The organism is Porphyromonas catoniae ATCC 51270 (assembly GCF_000565015.1).
GTDB classification, from domain to species: Bacteria; Bacteroidota; Bacteroidia; order Bacteroidales; family Porphyromonadaceae; genus Porphyromonas; species Porphyromonas catoniae.
Genome location: NZ_JDFF01000019.1, coordinates 41,370 through 56,646, shown reverse-complemented (window position 1 = coordinate 56,646; position 15,277 = coordinate 41,370). Strand labels below are relative to the sequence as shown.

At 53.0% G+C, this 15,277-nt stretch carries 11 protein-coding genes; 6 read left to right on the top strand and 5 right to left on the bottom strand.

Features of this window, described 5'->3' with window-relative positions:
• Positions 1 to 277 precede the first annotated feature (277 nt).
• The 3 genes from HMPREF0636_RS05255 (at position 278) to hpf (ending at position 3,556) form a co-directional block, all read left to right on the top strand.
• Complete coding sequence (locus HMPREF0636_RS05255) at positions 278 to 1,072, top strand: patatin-like phospholipase family protein (protein ID WP_044168978.1); 795 nt, start codon at positions 278 to 280, stop codon at positions 1,070 to 1,072.
• Positions 1,059 to 2,738, top strand: a complete 1,680-nt coding sequence (locus HMPREF0636_RS05250) for an alpha-amylase family glycosyl hydrolase (RefSeq protein ID WP_044168977.1) — start codon at positions 1,059 to 1,061, stop codon at positions 2,736 to 2,738. Before HMPREF0636_RS05255 ends, HMPREF0636_RS05250 begins: the two co-directional genes overlap by 14 nt.
• A 530-nt stretch (positions 2,739 to 3,268) precedes the next feature.
• Positions 3,269 to 3,556 (top strand): ribosome hibernation-promoting factor, HPF/YfiA family, encoded by a 288-nt coding sequence (gene hpf / locus HMPREF0636_RS05245; RefSeq protein ID WP_005468321.1) that lies wholly within the window; start codon positions 3,269 to 3,271, stop codon positions 3,554 to 3,556.
• 88 nt (positions 3,557 to 3,644) lie between these two features.
• Here the strand turns inward: hpf and HMPREF0636_RS05240 are convergent, their stop codons facing one another.
• Entirely contained in the window at positions 3,645 to 5,144 is a 1,500-nt protein-coding gene (locus HMPREF0636_RS05240; RefSeq protein ID WP_044168976.1) for a glutamine synthetase family protein, read from the bottom strand.
• Between the two features lie 52 nt (positions 5,145 to 5,196).
• Positions 5,197 to 5,538, bottom strand: coding sequence for a DUF4298 domain-containing protein (locus tag HMPREF0636_RS05235; RefSeq protein ID WP_248616881.1), 342 nt, complete (start codon positions 5,536 to 5,538; stop codon positions 5,197 to 5,199).
• A gap of 391 nt (positions 5,539 to 5,929) precedes the next feature.
• Here HMPREF0636_RS05235 and HMPREF0636_RS05230 point away from each other — a divergent pair, with 391 nt between their 5' ends.
• Complete coding sequence (locus HMPREF0636_RS05230) at positions 5,930 to 6,556, top strand: hypothetical protein (protein WP_044168974.1); 627 nt, start codon at positions 5,930 to 5,932, stop codon at positions 6,554 to 6,556.
• Between the two features lie 202 nt (positions 6,557 to 6,758).
• Positions 6,759 to 8,579 (top strand): LTA synthase family protein, encoded by a 1,821-nt coding sequence (locus HMPREF0636_RS05225; RefSeq protein WP_044168973.1) that lies wholly within the window; start codon positions 6,759 to 6,761, stop codon positions 8,577 to 8,579.
• 133 nt (positions 8,580 to 8,712) lie between these two features.
• Here HMPREF0636_RS05225 and HMPREF0636_RS05220 read toward each other — a convergent pair whose 3' ends face one another.
• The 3 genes from HMPREF0636_RS05220 to HMPREF0636_RS05210 form a co-directional block, all read right to left on the bottom strand.
• A complete protein-coding gene (locus HMPREF0636_RS05220; protein WP_044168971.1) occupies positions 8,713 to 9,657 on the bottom strand; it encodes a phosphoribosylaminoimidazolesuccinocarboxamide synthase in 945 nt (314 codons plus the stop codon).
• A 170-nt stretch (positions 9,658 to 9,827) separates the two neighbouring features.
• Complete coding sequence (locus HMPREF0636_RS05215; protein WP_044168970.1) at positions 9,828 to 10,799, bottom strand: PhoH family protein; 972 nt, start codon at positions 10,797 to 10,799, stop codon at positions 9,828 to 9,830.
• The gene (locus HMPREF0636_RS05210) at positions 10,796 to 13,519 is read right to left on the bottom strand and encodes a 4-alpha-glucanotransferase (RefSeq protein WP_052328761.1); all 2,724 of its coding nucleotides are present in this window, start codon (positions 13,517 to 13,519) and stop codon (positions 10,796 to 10,798) included. Before HMPREF0636_RS05210 ends, HMPREF0636_RS05215 begins: the two co-directional genes overlap by 4 nt.
• Positions 13,520 to 14,008: 489 nt before the next feature.
• On the opposite strand from HMPREF0636_RS05210, the gene mnmA reads away from it, so the two are divergent.
• A complete protein-coding gene (gene mnmA, locus HMPREF0636_RS05205; protein WP_248616880.1) occupies positions 14,009 to 15,190 on the top strand; it encodes a tRNA 2-thiouridine(34) synthase MnmA in 1,182 nt (393 codons plus the stop codon).
• Positions 15,191 to 15,277 lie beyond the last annotated feature (87 nt).

Here is a 15,277-nt window from a genome sequence, read left to right as displayed (position 1 = left end):
CCCCGTAACCTACCATGAGGTATCCTCGGTACCTCCTCGGAGGTTACGGGGATACCTCCCGAGGGTTTACGGGTGTACCTCTCTGGGGCTACCGGTAGTGGCGCTGCTCTGGCATTTGCGGTAGGTCGCGCGTGTCCATTAGTTCTCTTCGGGAGAGTCAGTGCGTGGGTGCCTACCTAGCTACTCCAGTAACCCTTAGGGGGCTAGCTACTCTGGTACTCCACCCTTTTACCTCTTGGCTCTTTCCCCTCTACATTCTTCTCTTACTACTCATACTATGTCAAAATATAAGATTGGGCTCGCTCTAAGTGGTGGCAGTATTAAGGGGTTCGCCCACCTCGGTGTCCTCAAGTGGCTTGAGGAGAATAACCTCCACCCAGAGATACTTGCTGGGACAAGTGCAGGTGCCCTCGTGGGGGCATTCTATGCCTGTGGTTATAGCATCGATGAGGTGCTTGAGCTTCTCTCCTCCAATGGCTTCCTGAAGATGACCACGCTCACGATGCGAGGTGGAGGACTCTTCAGTGCTACCAACTTCCATCGACACCTTAAACGAAATCTCCGCTACAAGAAGCTCGAAGACCTCCCTCTACCTCTACGTATCGTGGCTACAGACCTTGACCGAGGCGAGCAGCATGTCTTCACCGAGGGGAGGCTGGCGGATATCGTGCTAGCCTCGTGCAGTATCCCTATCCTCTTCACCCCTGTTGTGATCGATGGTGAGACGTATGTAGATGGGGGACTCTTCCGCAACTTCCCTGCAACTATCATCCGAGAGGATTGTGAGACCCTCATCGGGATGAACCTTGGGCCAGTCTCCGAGGAGAAGGTGCAACACTCTATGACTGCTATTGCTAACCGTGCTTGGGAGCTGGTTTTTCGTCAGAATACCGTCCCCGACAGAGAGGCGTGCGATTACCTCTTGGAGACGATGGAGGTGACGAAGTATAGTATGTTTGAGGTCAGTGCTGCCTCTGCTCTGGTTACGATAGGATATGAGCTGGCGAGCAAGGAATTAGCCTCTCTTGCCACTGGTAGCACGACACAAGGAGAAGCGAATGAAATCGGATAAGATCGTTATTTATTCTGTCCTCACACGTCTGTGGGGAAATAAGAGTAAGCATCCTCGTCCCTCGGGGACACTTGCAGAGAATGGCTCGGGGAAGTTCTCCTCGTTCACCAAGGAGGCCCTCGCCTACATCAGTAGCTTAGGCACTACCCATGTCTGGTACATAGGAGTGCTGGAGCATGCCACGAAGACCAATTACAGCTCCATCGGCATCCAGCCCGACCATCCCGATACGGTGAAGGGGGAGGCTGGATCACCCTATGCTGTGAAGGACTACTACGATATTGACCCCGACCTGGCGGAGGATCCAACGAGGAGGCAGGAGGAGTTTGATGCGCTCCTTCGGCGGACGCATGAGGCAGGTCTCAAGGTGCTTATGGACTTTGTGCCGAACCACGTCGCTCGATGCTACCACTCTGATGCCAAGCCTGAGGGTACCGAGGATCTGGGGGAAGGAGATGACAAGCACCTGAGCTTCTCTCCTGCAAATAACTTCTATTACCTTCCCGACTCTTCGCTCCTCCTCCCCCATCATACCCCTGATACTTCGCTCTATGTGGAGGTACCAGCTCGGGCTACGGGCAATGATTGCTTCACCAGCACACCCAGCGTAAACGACTGGTATGAGACGGTGAAGCTGAACTATGGGATTGACTACCTGCACGGAGGGACTGCCTACACAGATCCGATCCCAGATACATGGCTGAAGATGCGTGACATCCTCCGCTATTGGGCGGCACGTGGTGTGGATGGCTTCCGCTGTGATATGGCGGAGCTGGTCCCTGAGAGCTTCTGGAGCTGGTGTATTACCTCACTCAGAGAGGAGGGGTATGATCTGTTGTTCCTAGCCGAAGTGTACCAGCCTTACCGCTATGAGGCATACCTAGAGGCAGGGTTTGATTATCTCTATGACAAGGTGGGGGTATACGATAGACTGATCCAGATTGGACAGGGGAAGGTCTCTGCTACACCTGAGTTCACTTGGGTAAGGGATGCCGTAGGAGCGAGCCAAGGGAAGATGTGTTACTTCATGGAGAATCACGATGAACAGCGATTGGCTTCTCCCTTTGCTCTCGGCGATGCAATGAAGGGTGCTGTGCTCTCGGCTGTGGGGGCACTGAGTGGGACGAATCCCTTCCTCCTCTACTTCGCTCAGGAGCTGGGTGAAGAGGGGATGGCAGAGGAAGGCTTCAGTGGATGTGATGGTCGTACCTCGATCTTTGACTATTGGTCGCTGGAGAAGTTACAACGGCTGGAGGAAGGAGGTTACAGCACGAAATACCTTACACTTCACGAGCAAACCCTGCTGAGCCTCTACCGAACCACCGGGGAGTTGTGCCATCTACCAGTAATCCAGCATGGGGGATACTTTGGACTAAGCCCCGAGGCGGAGGGTAGAGCTGATCAAGTGCTGAGCTATGTGCGCTACTGGGGGAAGGAGCTGTTCCTCGTTGTGGCTAACCTTGCTGATGATGTGAGGGAGGTTGCATTGCCTCTCCCTGATAGCTTCTTCTCTACCTCTGGCCTAAGATCGGGGGAGGATGTGTATAAAGCTGTGGATAAGCTCACGGGGCAAGAGTTGGTTGTCAGCCTCACTCCCTGGGCTCCACTTCGCCTAGAGGTCCCCTCGGATGGGCTTCGCCTCCTACACCTCGTCCCCTTAGACTAGTAGAGAGGGAGGCTCCTTATACCCCTCTTTATACACAATGGACAATCCCCCTCATGCTCGCTCGGAGCATGAGGGAGATTGATTTCTCTCCCGGCGTTTGCTTCCTTTGGCGTCCTGCGTTTGATTGCTATTTCTTCCAGTACTTGGTTGTGCTTGCTCCTTGTGCTTCATCTCTTTTTCTACCTCTGTTCGCTGGCACCAGCTCCCTGCGTTTGGTTTTCCTCGTAAACCCTCCAGTCACCTATGATAGGTGGAGGTGTCCATCTATGATAGGTGGCGACCTTCACCTATCATAGGTGATTGGCGAGGTAGGCTGGATAGCTAAGCGAGAGGTGCCTCAGTAGTTGGATAGACGTAGCTTGGATAGCTGGAGGGGAGATACTCAGTAAAGAGGGAGCTTGCTTTGAAGAATCTTTTTCTCTAACTTTGAGGTGAGGGAAGTTAGCCCCTCGGGGCAACCTTCCTCCGACTACATTCTATGTGTCTCACCGCTTCCCCCAGCAAAGGAGAAGCATAAATAACAAGGAACTATGGACATCAGAATTCAGGCCCTGCATTTCGAAGCCACAGTACAGCTCAAGGAGTTTATCCATAAGAAGCTGGAGAAGCTCAATCGGTTCGCTGACGACATCCAGGGAGCAGAGGTTATCCTCAAGGTGACGAAACCCGAAGTATCTAACAACAAGGAAGCATCGATCAAACTCAAGGTAAGTGGCCCCGACTTCTACGTAGAGAAGATAGGCAACTCCTTCGAGGAAGCGATCGACCTTTGTATCGATGTCCTCAAACGCAAGCTAGAGAAGCATAAGGAGGCTTAGCCCCCGAGTTTCGGTGAAGTAGCAACGGAAAATCCCCCTCAGGACGACTTGGTCCTGAGGGGGATTTCCTTTGGCTAGCCTCGTGGGCTTAGCAGTAGAAGAAGCGATCAACGAGCTCTTTGAGGAAGACAGGGTCTGCCTGTGCCTTGTCTCGGAGGTCTCCGTCCTGATAGCTGCGTAGATGACGGATCATGCCATCGATGGTCAGCGGGTCAAAGACGCCGAGGGCCTCGTAGATAGCGCGATCCTTCTCTAGGCGATCGGCTGAGGCGATACAAGAGGCTGGTAGGCTGTCGAGGTGCGCAAGCTTGTCGGCGAATTCACTCTTATGTATGTTCATTGATACATAGGTCTTCTTAGCAAGCTCTAGTGCATCGGGGAGCTCGAAGCCATGGCGAGCTGCGGTGGTGATACCAGCTAGAAGCAGGTAGATATTCGCTGATCCGTCTGGAGCACGGAACTCGATGGTCTGCTTGCCTGTATATCGCTTGTTCTCTGGCTTTTCTAGGGGATTGACGATGCTGCACATATCGACCTTTGCGCTCCATCCTAGGGGCACACGTACGAGGGCTGAGCGGTTACGGTCACCCCAGCATACGGTGGTAGGTGCCTCCTGGTGTGGCACTAGTCGGAGGTAGGATGTGGGGTTGGTGTTCCCGAAGGCAGTGAGGGAAGAGGCAAGACTCATCATGCCAGCCACAGCCTTGTGTGCGATGTCGGTTAGGGAGCCGTCTGCGTGTACGTAGCAGTTATTTCCTTCCTTATCTACGATCTTGGTATGCACGTGCATGCCGCTACCTGCCTTACCCACGATGATCTTAGGAGCAAAGGTGACGTTGAGTCCCATACGCCAGCCGAGCTCGAAGAGGATCCACTTACCGAGCTGTAGGTCTTGTGCTGCACGCTCTACGGGGACGGGCAGGAATTCGATCTCGTTCTGCTCGTAGTTGTACTCCTCAGTACTAAAGTTACCCACCTCACCATGAGCGTACTTAATATGTCCGCCACACTCGGCGATCAGTCGGATAGCTTGTGTGCGGAACTCGATCTGCTTGCTGAAGGGAGACATCTCATGGTAGCCACGCTGATCGACCGCAGCATAGTTCTCTTCCTTGGGGCTGATGACGTAGTATTCGAGTTCGCCCATAGCGTGGAACTCCAGTCCACCTGTTACTTCACGGAAGGCCTTGGCTGCACGGTGAAGTATCTGGTCTGGGGCGGAGGAAAGGGGCTGACCATCCTTGTCCATGTACGCACAGAAGAAGCTAATCGTAGGCTCAGCTGTGAAGGGGTCCATGAAGGCCGATGAGAACTGAGGTACGACGTACAAGTCGGAGGAGCCTGCCTCCATGACTCCGGGGAAGAGGCTCGAGCCATCTACGCGTTCTCCTGAGGAGAGTACCTCGTCAAGGTATTCAAGGTCTTGGATAATGAAGTTGAGTTCCTTGAGGTGACCATCACCACCGGTGTAGCGGAAGTTCACGGCATGGATATCTTGATCCACGATATACTTGATGATGTCGGCCTTGGTGAAGGCTTCGGGCTGCTTCCCTATGGCCCGTGTGATAGGGTTTAGGATGTACTCCATAGTTCGTTGTGAATAGTTTGATTTGTATGTAGAGTTTGCTTGCGTAGGTTGGTCAGTCGGGGATAGGGGGCAGGGTGTTCGTTCGTGGTACGTCTCGCATGTGAGCCTCTATCTCGCGGGTCATCTGTAGGAGTCCGTGCAGCTGGGTCAGTACATCGAAGACTGCGTCCTCGCTGAGCACCCCGCAGAGTAAATCCTCTGGGGACTCATTGCGGTCACTGCTTTCCTTGTCAATGAACCAGTCGGTAGAGCTATAATAGGTGATGAGATCCTCGAGCTGAGGAGTGGCTTCTTGCATGGCAAAGAGTAGCTTTTCGCCCTCGTTGCCGAGTTCGATCCAGCGGTTTAGAGCTGATTCCATTAGGCGTACACGCTCGATGCGTTTTGCTTCCATATTCCTAACTAATCTAACCTTATAGCAAAAGTACATATTTAATATAAAGTATCTACTACCTCAGCGGAAAATTCTCGGCAGATTGTCTGATACCCCCTCTTTGACGTCCCCTTTTCTCTCTGTGTATTAGTGGTCTAACCCCTTTGTGGGCGCACCTTTTGAGGGTGCCCAATGGGATCTTTTTCCCTTGTGCAGGTTGTATTGTTTCCTTTTTAATCACCTATCATAGGTGGTTGGTGTCACCTATGATAGGTGAAGGTTGCCACCTATGATAGGTGATTGAGGAGGTTCCCCCAGTACCTATACGCCCTCTGTTGTATACAGTCTGTAAGCCCAAGTTCGCTACTTTTGTGCATGTAAACCAATACGAACACGAAATAATCAGGAAGTAATGAAACGACGAAGTCTTGTAAGCATCCTATGCTTGCTCCTAGCCCTCGTGGGACTCGGCTCTTGTAGCGAATCCACACTTAGCAAGGATATCCTTGGGGAGTGGGTGGGCGACCCTAAGATCTTGAAGGACCTAGAATGGATGGGAGGAGGGCAAGCTAAGGTTTATGCCTTTGACTGGAAGTTTGATAACGGGAGTCGAGGATTGATCAAGGTTGGGAAAACGCTCACTATGCGGGAGGAGGAAGAGGAGGTGTACTTACGTGTAGCTATCGTAGTTCCGATTATCTACAACGTCTATGGTGATGGGCTTTCCTTCAAGTTCGATAAGGATTCTGTCCAAGTCGAGATCCTTGAATGCCTTATCAACGGCAAGAATTATAAAGATGTAGTTGCCCGGGATGTTGAGGGGGAAGGTGAAGCAGCCTTTCAAAGAGCCTACGATACAGTAACGGAGCAGCTAAAAGAGTTAGTTGAGGAAGACGTCCGCAGACAGATCGGGACTCCTTTGGAGATAAACTATAGTTATGACGCTAGCGTGAAGAACGATATCCTGACGCTCAAGCAAGGGGGGAAGATCCCCCTCACCTTCCACCGCAAAAAGTCCCAAGGTGCCACAGTACTGTAGAGATACATACTGATAGGGAATGGACCATACAGACCAGCCCCTTATCTTGGGAGATTTGAGGCGATGTCTCGGGTAGGAGTGTTGTAGCTTTCGCCACAAGGTCGAGAATCTTGCCTTAGGGGTACGAGGGGAGAGGGGATGTTCACAGAAGGGGTGGGAGCAGAGCATTTGCTGTACTTTTGTGGGAGAAATACAGGGAACAATGAAAGATCGGTTGGCGTATTTGGGGCGGTTCGTTGCCCTTATTATGGGGAGCTTCTTATTACAGAAGACCATCTTCATCCTTTATAACTATCAGCTGATAGGCAGCATGTCCTGCTCGGACTACTTGGCGGTGCTATGGCATGGGTTGAGCTTGGACTTTGCGGTCGTGGGTTACCTCATCGCCCTACCACTGGTGTTGGTGTTGGTGAGCTATGCCTTCAGCTCATTCCCTGCTCGTAGGGTCTTCCTTATCTACCATGCCCTGATTGCCGTTGTCTTGTCACTGGTATTTATAGGGGATACGGGGCTTTATCCCTTTTGGGGCTTTAAGCTTGATGCTACGATCTTCCAGTACCTAGACTCGCCACAGAATGCCTTTGCTAGTGTGTCGCTCCTCTTTCTTTGTATTGGTATCCTCATGGCTGTACTCTGGGCAGGTGGACTCTTCTTCCTCCTGCAAAGAGCGGTAGGGAAGAGTTGGGAGCGAGGGCAAAGACCTCTGGTTGGGTTGGGACTGACTCTGGTGATGTTTCCTCTCACGTTCCTCGTAATCCGTGGGGGCGTTGGACGGTCTACGACGAATGTAGGGCAGGTGTATTTTAGCCAAAGCCAGTTCTTGAATCATGCTGCGGTTAATCCGCTCTTCAGCCTCGTCTCTTCGATGGATAAGGCCGAGGACTTTGATGCTGAATATAACTTCTTTAGCGAGGAGGAACGGGCGAAGCTGGTCGAAGGATTGTATCCTCAGGAGGCCCCAGCCGCAGAGGAGCTCCTCAGGAGCAAACGCCCCAATGTCCTCGTCATCATCCTCGAGAGCTTTGGCGCAAAATATATAGCGAGCTTCGGGGGCATGCCCGGTATTACACCTAACCTAGACCGTCTGGCACGTGAGGGGGTAGTCTTCTCGGAGTGCTATGCCAATAGCTACCGCACCGACCGTGGTGTCCTGTCTACCCTGAGCGGTTATCCTAGTTTCCCTCAGCACTCGGTCATGAAGATGCCTGCCAAGAGTCGTTCGCTCTCGGGGATAGCACAAGCTCTGCAGGGGGTAGGGTATAAGACCGATTTCCTCTACGGGGGAGATGCGAACTTCACGAACATGAAGGGTTATCTCCTCTCGACGGGCTACCAGCGTGTGACCGACGACGCTACCCTCGCTCGAGATCTACCGAGACAGAGCTGGGGGGTACAGGATCATGCTACGTTTGATTACCTCTACAATGAGATCATGAAGCGGGGGGAGGGAGAGCCTTGGCACACAGCTTTCCTCACCCTCAGTAGCCATGAGCCATTCATCGTACCTTACCAGAAGTTTAAGGAGGAGGTACCCAATGCCTTTGCCTACGTAGATGACTGTATCGGTCAGCTGGCAGATAGGCTACGTAAGACGAAGGCATGGGACAACCTACTTGTGATTTGTGTGGCGGATCATGGCTACTTTACGGGAGAAGGTAAGGGGCGGCATACCTCGTACATCCACCACATCCCCATGCTTTGGTTCGGTGGGGCTGTGAAGGAGCATCGGGTGATTGACCGTCTGATGACCCAGAGTGATTTGGCTGCAACCCTCCTGGCTCAGCTGGGCTTGTCTTACCGAGCTTTCCCCTTTAGTCGGAATATCTTAGCGGGGAACTATACCTATCCCTTCGCCTACTATACGTTTAATGATGGCTTTGGCTTCATTGATTCGACAGGCGTTACAGTGATGGAGAACGTAGGGGCGAACATCCTCGAGGAGCACCCTGCCCCCTCTGAGGAGCGAGTGCGGAGAGGTCGAGCCCTTTTACAGACCACTCATGATGACCTCTCTAGGCGTTAGTCGGGGGAAGTAACGGAGGGGGCTCCCCTTACATCTGCTCTGAAAGTATATTAGCCCTATGGGTCTTGCTCCTCCCCACACTCTGGGGGAAGCAAGACCCATAGGGCTAATGACATGTAGGGAACTTCAGTGCTTAGCGCAGTGCAGCGAGCAGGTTATGCTCAATGCGAGAGGTGAGGTCGTCAGTGGGCTCCTTGACGAAGGGACGCCCCGTGACCAGCTCGTAAAGCTCGATGTAGCGATCTGAGACCTCTCTGCAGTACTCTGGGGTCATCGTAGGGATGACTTCGCCTGCACGCCCCTGGAAGCCATGCTTGATGAGCCACTGGCGGACAAACTCCTTCGAGAGTTGCTTTTGTTCCTCTCCCTTCTGGAAGCGCTCTTCGTAGCCCTCGGCATAGAAGTAGCGAGAGGAGTCTGGGGTATGTATCTCATCGATGAGATAGATTGTGCCGTCCTCACCCTTGCCGAACTCATACTTCGTGTCTACAAGAATGAGGCCTCGCTCACGTGCCATCTCCTGCCCACGTCTGAAGAGGGCATAGGTATAAGCCTCTAGTTGCTCATAGTCTTCTTTACTGACGAGACCCGTACGGATGATCTCCTCTTTAGAGATGTTCTCATCATGACCTTCATCCTCCTTCGTTGTAGGGGTAATGATGGGGCTTGCGAAGGCTTCGTTCTCCTTCATCCCCTCAGGTAGCTCTACTCCGCAGAGGATACGCTCCCCAGCACGATAGGCACGCCATGCCGAGCCCGTTAGGTAACCTCGTATCACCATCTCTACACGGAAAGGCTTGCAACGTCTCCCGAGGGATACCATAGGATCGGGGGAGGAGATTAACCAGTTCGGGACAATATCTTTCGTCGCTTCTAGGAAGTAGGTAGCGATTTGGTTAAGTACCTGCCCCTTGTAGGGAATACCCTCAGGGAGTACGACATCAAAGGCGGAGATACGGTCGGTAGCGACCATTACGATACGTCCATCCTTGAGGAAATATACATCGCGTACCTTGCCATGATATACATGGTCTTGTCCGGGTAGGTGTAGGTCAGTTTGCGTCAGAGTCTGTGCCATAATCAAGCTTATGTATTTGAGTGAAATTGGAGTTAATCTTCTTGTAAAGCTAAGGAGAGCCACCCTTTGTCTCTAGAATTGGCTTCCCTCTAGAGCTGGGATTAAATAGCTCTTGAAACTAGAATTAGATACCGCTTAAAACAGGGATTAAATACCTCTTGGAATGGGGGCTAACTATCCTTGCTTTCATTGGTCTCTTTACGATCATACACCTCTACAATCTCTGAGACTAAGGGGTGGCGGACGATGTCACAACGATCGAAATGGATGAAGCTAATGCTCGAGAGACTATGTAGCTTATCCAGTGCATCACTTAGCCCAGAGCGTATGCCACGGGGCAGGTCTATCTGGGTGAAGTCTCCCGTGATAATCATCTTGGAGTTTGCCCCAAGGCGAGTCAGGAACATCTTCATTTGCTGAGGGGTGGTGTTCTGTGCTTCGTCGAGGATGATGACAGCATCATTCAGCGTACGTCCACGCATGAAGGCCAGTGGGGCAATCTGTATGACACCTGTGTCGATGAAGTCCTTGAGCTTCGGAGCAGGTATCAGTTCCCCGAGAGCATCGTACAGGGGTTGTAGATAGGGGTCGAGCTTATCCTTCATCTCACCTGGTAGGAAGCCCAGCTTCTCACCAGCCTCGACAGCTGGACGGGAGAGGATGATGCGCCTCACCTGCTTTGCCTTCAGTGCCTTTACGGCAAGACAAATAGCAACGAAGGTCTTACCACTACCTGCAGGCCCAGTGGCGAAGCAGAGGTCCTTTGAGGTAAATTCCCTCACCATGCGCCGTTGGTTTTCCCCTCGAGGTTGGATGGCCTTGCCGTGTACCCCATAGATCAGTACATCGCTGGTCTCAGCTGGGGTCTTAGGGGAGGCTTTGGGGGAGCGGTAGGCTTGAACAACCTCGATGATCTGGCTCTCTGTAAGCTGGTTATACCGAGTGCATACGGCCTCGAGCTGGGCAAGGATCTGGAGTAAATCCTCGGCAGCCTGAGGCTCACCAAGCACTTTAATTACGTTTTGGTGTATGCGTAGCTTCGTCTTAGGGAAGAGGTTTGCCAGCGTCACGAGATTGGCGTGATTGACACCGACGAACTCCTGTATGTCGGCCTCCTCTAAGACGTAAAGTCGCTCCATCATAGGCGGTGTGATCTATTTGAGTGATGCATGTATTGTTGGATGAATTGTACCCAGTGAGGGTAATCCCTTAGTAGAGTCTCTGCACTGAAGGGGAGGCGGTAAGCCCAGTAATGGTCTGCCTGCTCGGGGTGATTGATTTGCTCCTCTTCGGGACTTTGCTTGGCAAGGTTGCCCTCGATGGACATCCAGTCGGAGAGAGGGAGAAGCACCCCCAGCGCAGGAGACGTAAGATAGTGCTGAAGGATGAGGCGGTAGACCAGTGTCTCTTGGGCAAGGAGTGCGGGTACCTCTTCCCTGCTTCGCCCAAGCTCCTCGATGAGGTAGGCTTGCCTCTTATCCTTGGGTAGGCTGTGCCACCAGCCCCTAAGCGAAGGCATATCGTGGGTGGAGGTTGTGGCGATGCTGTGGTAGGGGAAGAGCTGAGGACTTGCCCATCCGTGTGGGGTGAAGTCCTTCGGCATACGCTCGAGCTCGAGGGAGAGGATCTGGAGCTGGTGGAGCACCTCGGGTACGGTCGAGGGAATCATGCCTAAGTCTTCGGCACAGAGGAGCATCCCTGTTTGCTCGACAAGGGCCGAAAGGCGTGAGTACCCTGTGTCTCTGAAGAGGGCATTATGACGGACGTAGTAGAAGTCTTGGCTTACCTTGAGCCAAGCCTCTTGGAGGGAAGGCTCCCAATGCTGGAAAAGGAGGCTTCGCTCCCAAGAGATACGTGGATGGTATCGCTCGCTGTAGGGATCACGGATGAGAGCCGTCTCGGTGCAGAGCTGACTGAGTAGCCTTGCTGTGGCTTCTCCCCCTACGGCCTCAATGATGGTCTTATCCTCGTAGGCTTGCTGACTTGTATGACGTAGCGTGTAGAGCTTGTCCTCGGATGTCGGGTAAATGATCCCCTGGCTTACGAGGTCATCTAGGGTCTCCCTTCCCAGGAGGCTTTGTAGGTCTTCTTGGTGGATAAGGGGGTGGGTAAGTAGGGGGATAAGTGGTGTTTCTCCGAGGAAATCTTGCCACTGCTCTAGGGTGTAGGGTAAGGTAGGATGAAAGTGTCCCAGCAGACCCGATACCTCACTACGGGGTACCTCCCATATACGGAAAAAGCCCAGCACATGATCTATACGTAGCGCATCGAAGTAACGGGAGAGTCGCTCCAGACGTCTCCGCCACCAGAGGAATCGATCCCCTGCCATTGCCTCCCAGTTGTAGGTGGGGAAGCCCCAGTTTTGCCCGTCTACGGCGAAGTCATCAGGTGGCGCACCCGCACTCTGCTCTAGGTGAAAAAGCTCGGGAGCTATCCATACCTCTACGCCATGAGGAGCGACGCCAATGGGCAAGTCTCCCTTGAGGAAGATCCCCCGGCTGCGTGCGTAGTCCCGCACCTCGGTGAGCTGGGTATGTAGGAGGTACTGCACCCATTTATGGTAGAGCAGAGTCTTAGTATCCGCCACGCTACTGTAGGTGGTACGTAATCGCCGTAGGTCGTAGTGCCGATCATCACCCCATGCCGTAGGGGGGAGTCCCTCATGCTTGTCTCTGAGGAGACAATAATAGGCATAAGGCTCCAGCCAGCGTTCCTCTTCTCTGAGGAAGGTAGCAAAGCTGTCGTCGAGTTGTTGCCCTGGCTCCTCCTGATCGAAGAGCGCACGAAGATACTCTTCTTTCAGGCGGATCACCTGTGGATAGTCTATGGTCTCCTTCCCTCGGAGTGTCTTGCCTACTTCTTCGAGCTTTGCTCTTAGCTCTACATTATGTAGCGGGGAGAGCTGAGTGAGGTTGATATAAATCGGGTGAAGAGCATCTACGGAAATCGCATTGTAGGGATAGGAGTCTCGCTCCCCACGGGTGAAGGTGGTGTCATTGATTGGGAGTAGTTGTAGGGCATTCATCCCTGCCTCATGAGCCAGATCAATCATCCCTCGAAGTGTCCCAAAGTCTCCAATGCCGAAGTCCTGCTCCCCTCTGAGAGCAAATAGGGGGACGACACAGCCCGAGAGACGAAGAGGCTCTGAGGAGAAGTGTGCCAGACCATCGGTAATCGTGATGTCTTGTCCCTGTGCTTCCTCGGTGAAGGTAACGACTCTATTCTCCCCCTCTTCCCATTGGAGTGTCTCTTCGCTTATACCTTGGATGACGAACTTATATTCCCAGTATCTTTCCTCTCCTTGCTCTATATGGTAAGGTAGGGTGACCGCCCAGCGTCCTCCGCCGAGGTGGTGCATCCTCTGCATACGCTCCCTACTCCATGCCCCTAGCGTATCACTGCTCCCCGAGAGGAGGAGCTGCGCACCCCTCGGGACGGCTGCGGTGAAGACTTGGAAGGTTATTTGAGGCGTGTCGGGGGAAAGGAGGATTGGAGCCTCGGGGGAATGCCCCTTGAGTACGTCGAGCAAGGCAACGCTGAAGCTCGGGGCATCTGGAGGTGTATCCAGCCAGCTATCGAAGGCATAGGTGCGATCTACGTCCCTTCGTAGGGTGATGTGATGATGTAGTAGGCCTTCGCGGCGACTTATCCTGTCCTCCGCATCTCGGACAAGGTACTGATAGGAAAGAGCATTGGGGGAAGGCTCGGGGAGCTCCAGCTCAATGAGCCATTGATCATCGGGGGTGTACGTGAGTGGGCGTGCCTTTGCTTCATCCCAAGAGCCTAAGGTAGGGCTGTCCCCAGAGATGTAGAGCGTCTCGCCCCAGAGGGTGCGGTAATGGACTATGCAGGTAAGTTTCATTCTGTCAAGCTACCTTCGCCTGCAAAGGTACGTAATTTTAGGTGTGGGGAGAGGGTAGCGCCCAAAGGGTCGGGAAGCGGGCTTCTGCTCCTACCTTAATTGGCCTCTCTACAAGGAGTAGATCGAGACGGCTCTGTTTCCTTAGACAGGCTATCTCCAGCCTCCTGATACCATAGGTTTTGTTATCCCCAAATAGGTGCCGAGGGAAACCCTGAGGAGGTATCCCCGTAACGTCTCGTGAGGTATCCTCGGTACCTCCTCATAGGTTACGAGGATACCTATTGTAGGGTGGTGGGGTAGAGGAGGAGAGTATGCAGAGAGAGGGGCGTCTTGGGTCGCTAGGCTATCTCGGTCTACTAGGCGGGGTGAAATCCTGTGTGAAGCAGGTACCACCACGTTATACTTTACCCCGTTTGCCGTCCACTCCCTACTGCTTCACTATCTTTGCGGTGGAAATCCTTCCTCGTGGAGGGATTGTTGGATGAGTGTATGGATATTGCTTCGCTTACTGCTCCGCTGAAGGAGCGCATCGCCCGTAGTGGCATCTCCTCACCCCGGATTGCTGTGCTGGTGTCGGGTGGGGTGGATAGCTCTGTGGTCGTTCATCTGATTTGCTCGGCAGGCTATAGGCCGACACTCTTCTATATCCAAATTGGGATGGAGGAGAAGGGCTTCACGGATTGCTCATGGGAGGATGATCTAGAGGTAGTGCGTCATCTAAGCCGGCAGTACGATTGTCCGCTACAGGTGGTCTCGCTACATGAGGAGTATTGGGCGAGTGTCGTACAGTACACGATCGATACAGTCCGAGCAGGGCTGACCCCGAATCCAGATATGATGTGCAATAAGCTCATTAAGTTCGGCTGCTTTGAAGAGAAGTGGGGGAAGGACTTTGATTTTATTGCTACGGGACACTATGCCACGACAACGTTTGTGGGGGATCATCTTTTCCTCTCTACCGCACCAGATCCGATAAAAGACCAGACAGACTTCCTGGCGCAAATTAATTTTGCTCAGGTGAGGAAGCTCCTCTTTCCCACAGGGCATTTGCTCAAGAGCGAGGTCAGGGCAGTGGCGGAGGAGGCACACTTGGTCAGTGCTAAACGCAGGGATAGCCAAGGGATATGCTTCCTAGGGAAGGTGAATTATAATGAGTTCATTGAGCGGGCGTTGGGGCAGAAGGAAGGCCTCATCATCGAGCGTGAGACAGGCAAGGTACTGGGTCGGCACAAAGGGTACTGGTTCCATACCATTGGCCAGAGGAAGGGGCTTGGGCTTAGTGGTGGGCCGTGGTTCGTGGTGAAGAAGAATATTCGCCGAAACATCATCCTCGTCTCCCAGGGCTATGACCCCAGAGACCAGTATGGGAGACACATAGCCATGGATCGGTGTGACTTCATTAGCCTCGACCCATGGAGCTACGATGCCCTCGTGCGAGAAGGCGAGGATCGCCCCGTCGGGGAGGCGGAGCGTCAGCCCCTACCGATTACTTTTAAGATCCGACATACACCAGAGTTTGCTCGAGGGTCGCTTTATTACGACCCGAAAGAGGGCTACCGCATAGATAGCGAGGAGGATATTCAGGGCATTGCCCCAGGGCAGTACGCTGTCCTCTACGATGAAAACCACCATATCTGCTTCGGCAGTGGCATGATAACTAAAGGCTGGTAAGAGCAGAGGGGCTGAGCCCTTTCATTCTTATACCTCCCAGCTCCTTCTTTTATTTGTATTTTTTGTCGTACCTTTGTGGTGTCTTAC

Excerpts from the sequence above, each read along its gene's own strand:
- HMPREF0636_RS05255 (WP_044168978.1), top strand. The coding sequence starts at position 278 with ATGTCAAAATATAAGATTGGGCTCGCTCTAAGTGGTGGCAGTATTAAG.
- HMPREF0636_RS05250 (WP_044168977.1), top strand. The coding sequence starts at position 1,059 with ATGAAATCGGATAAGATCGTTATTTATTCTGTCCTCACACGTCTGTGG.
- hpf (WP_005468321.1), top strand. The coding sequence starts at position 3,269 with ATGGACATCAGAATTCAGGCCCTGCATTTCGAAGCCACAGTACAGCTC.
- HMPREF0636_RS05240 (WP_044168976.1), bottom strand. The coding sequence starts at position 5,144 with ATGGAGTACATCCTAAACCCTATCACACGGGCCATAGGGAAGCAGCCC.
- HMPREF0636_RS05235 (WP_248616881.1), bottom strand. The coding sequence starts at position 5,538 with ATGGAAGCAAAACGCATCGAGCGTGTACGCCTAATGGAATCAGCTCTA.
- HMPREF0636_RS05230 (WP_044168974.1), top strand. The coding sequence starts at position 5,930 with ATGAAACGACGAAGTCTTGTAAGCATCCTATGCTTGCTCCTAGCCCTC.
- HMPREF0636_RS05225 (WP_044168973.1), top strand. The coding sequence starts at position 6,759 with ATGAAAGATCGGTTGGCGTATTTGGGGCGGTTCGTTGCCCTTATTATG.
- HMPREF0636_RS05220 (WP_044168971.1), bottom strand. The coding sequence starts at position 9,657 with ATGGCACAGACTCTGACGCAAACTGACCTACACCTACCCGGACAAGAC.
- HMPREF0636_RS05215 (WP_044168970.1), bottom strand. The coding sequence starts at position 10,799 with ATGATGGAGCGACTTTACGTCTTAGAGGAGGCCGACATACAGGAGTTC.
- HMPREF0636_RS05210 (WP_052328761.1), bottom strand. The coding sequence starts at position 13,519 with ATGAAACTTACCTGCATAGTCCATTACCGCACCCTCTGGGGCGAGACG.
- mnmA (WP_248616880.1), top strand. The coding sequence starts at position 14,009 with ATGGATATTGCTTCGCTTACTGCTCCGCTGAAGGAGCGCATCGCCCGT.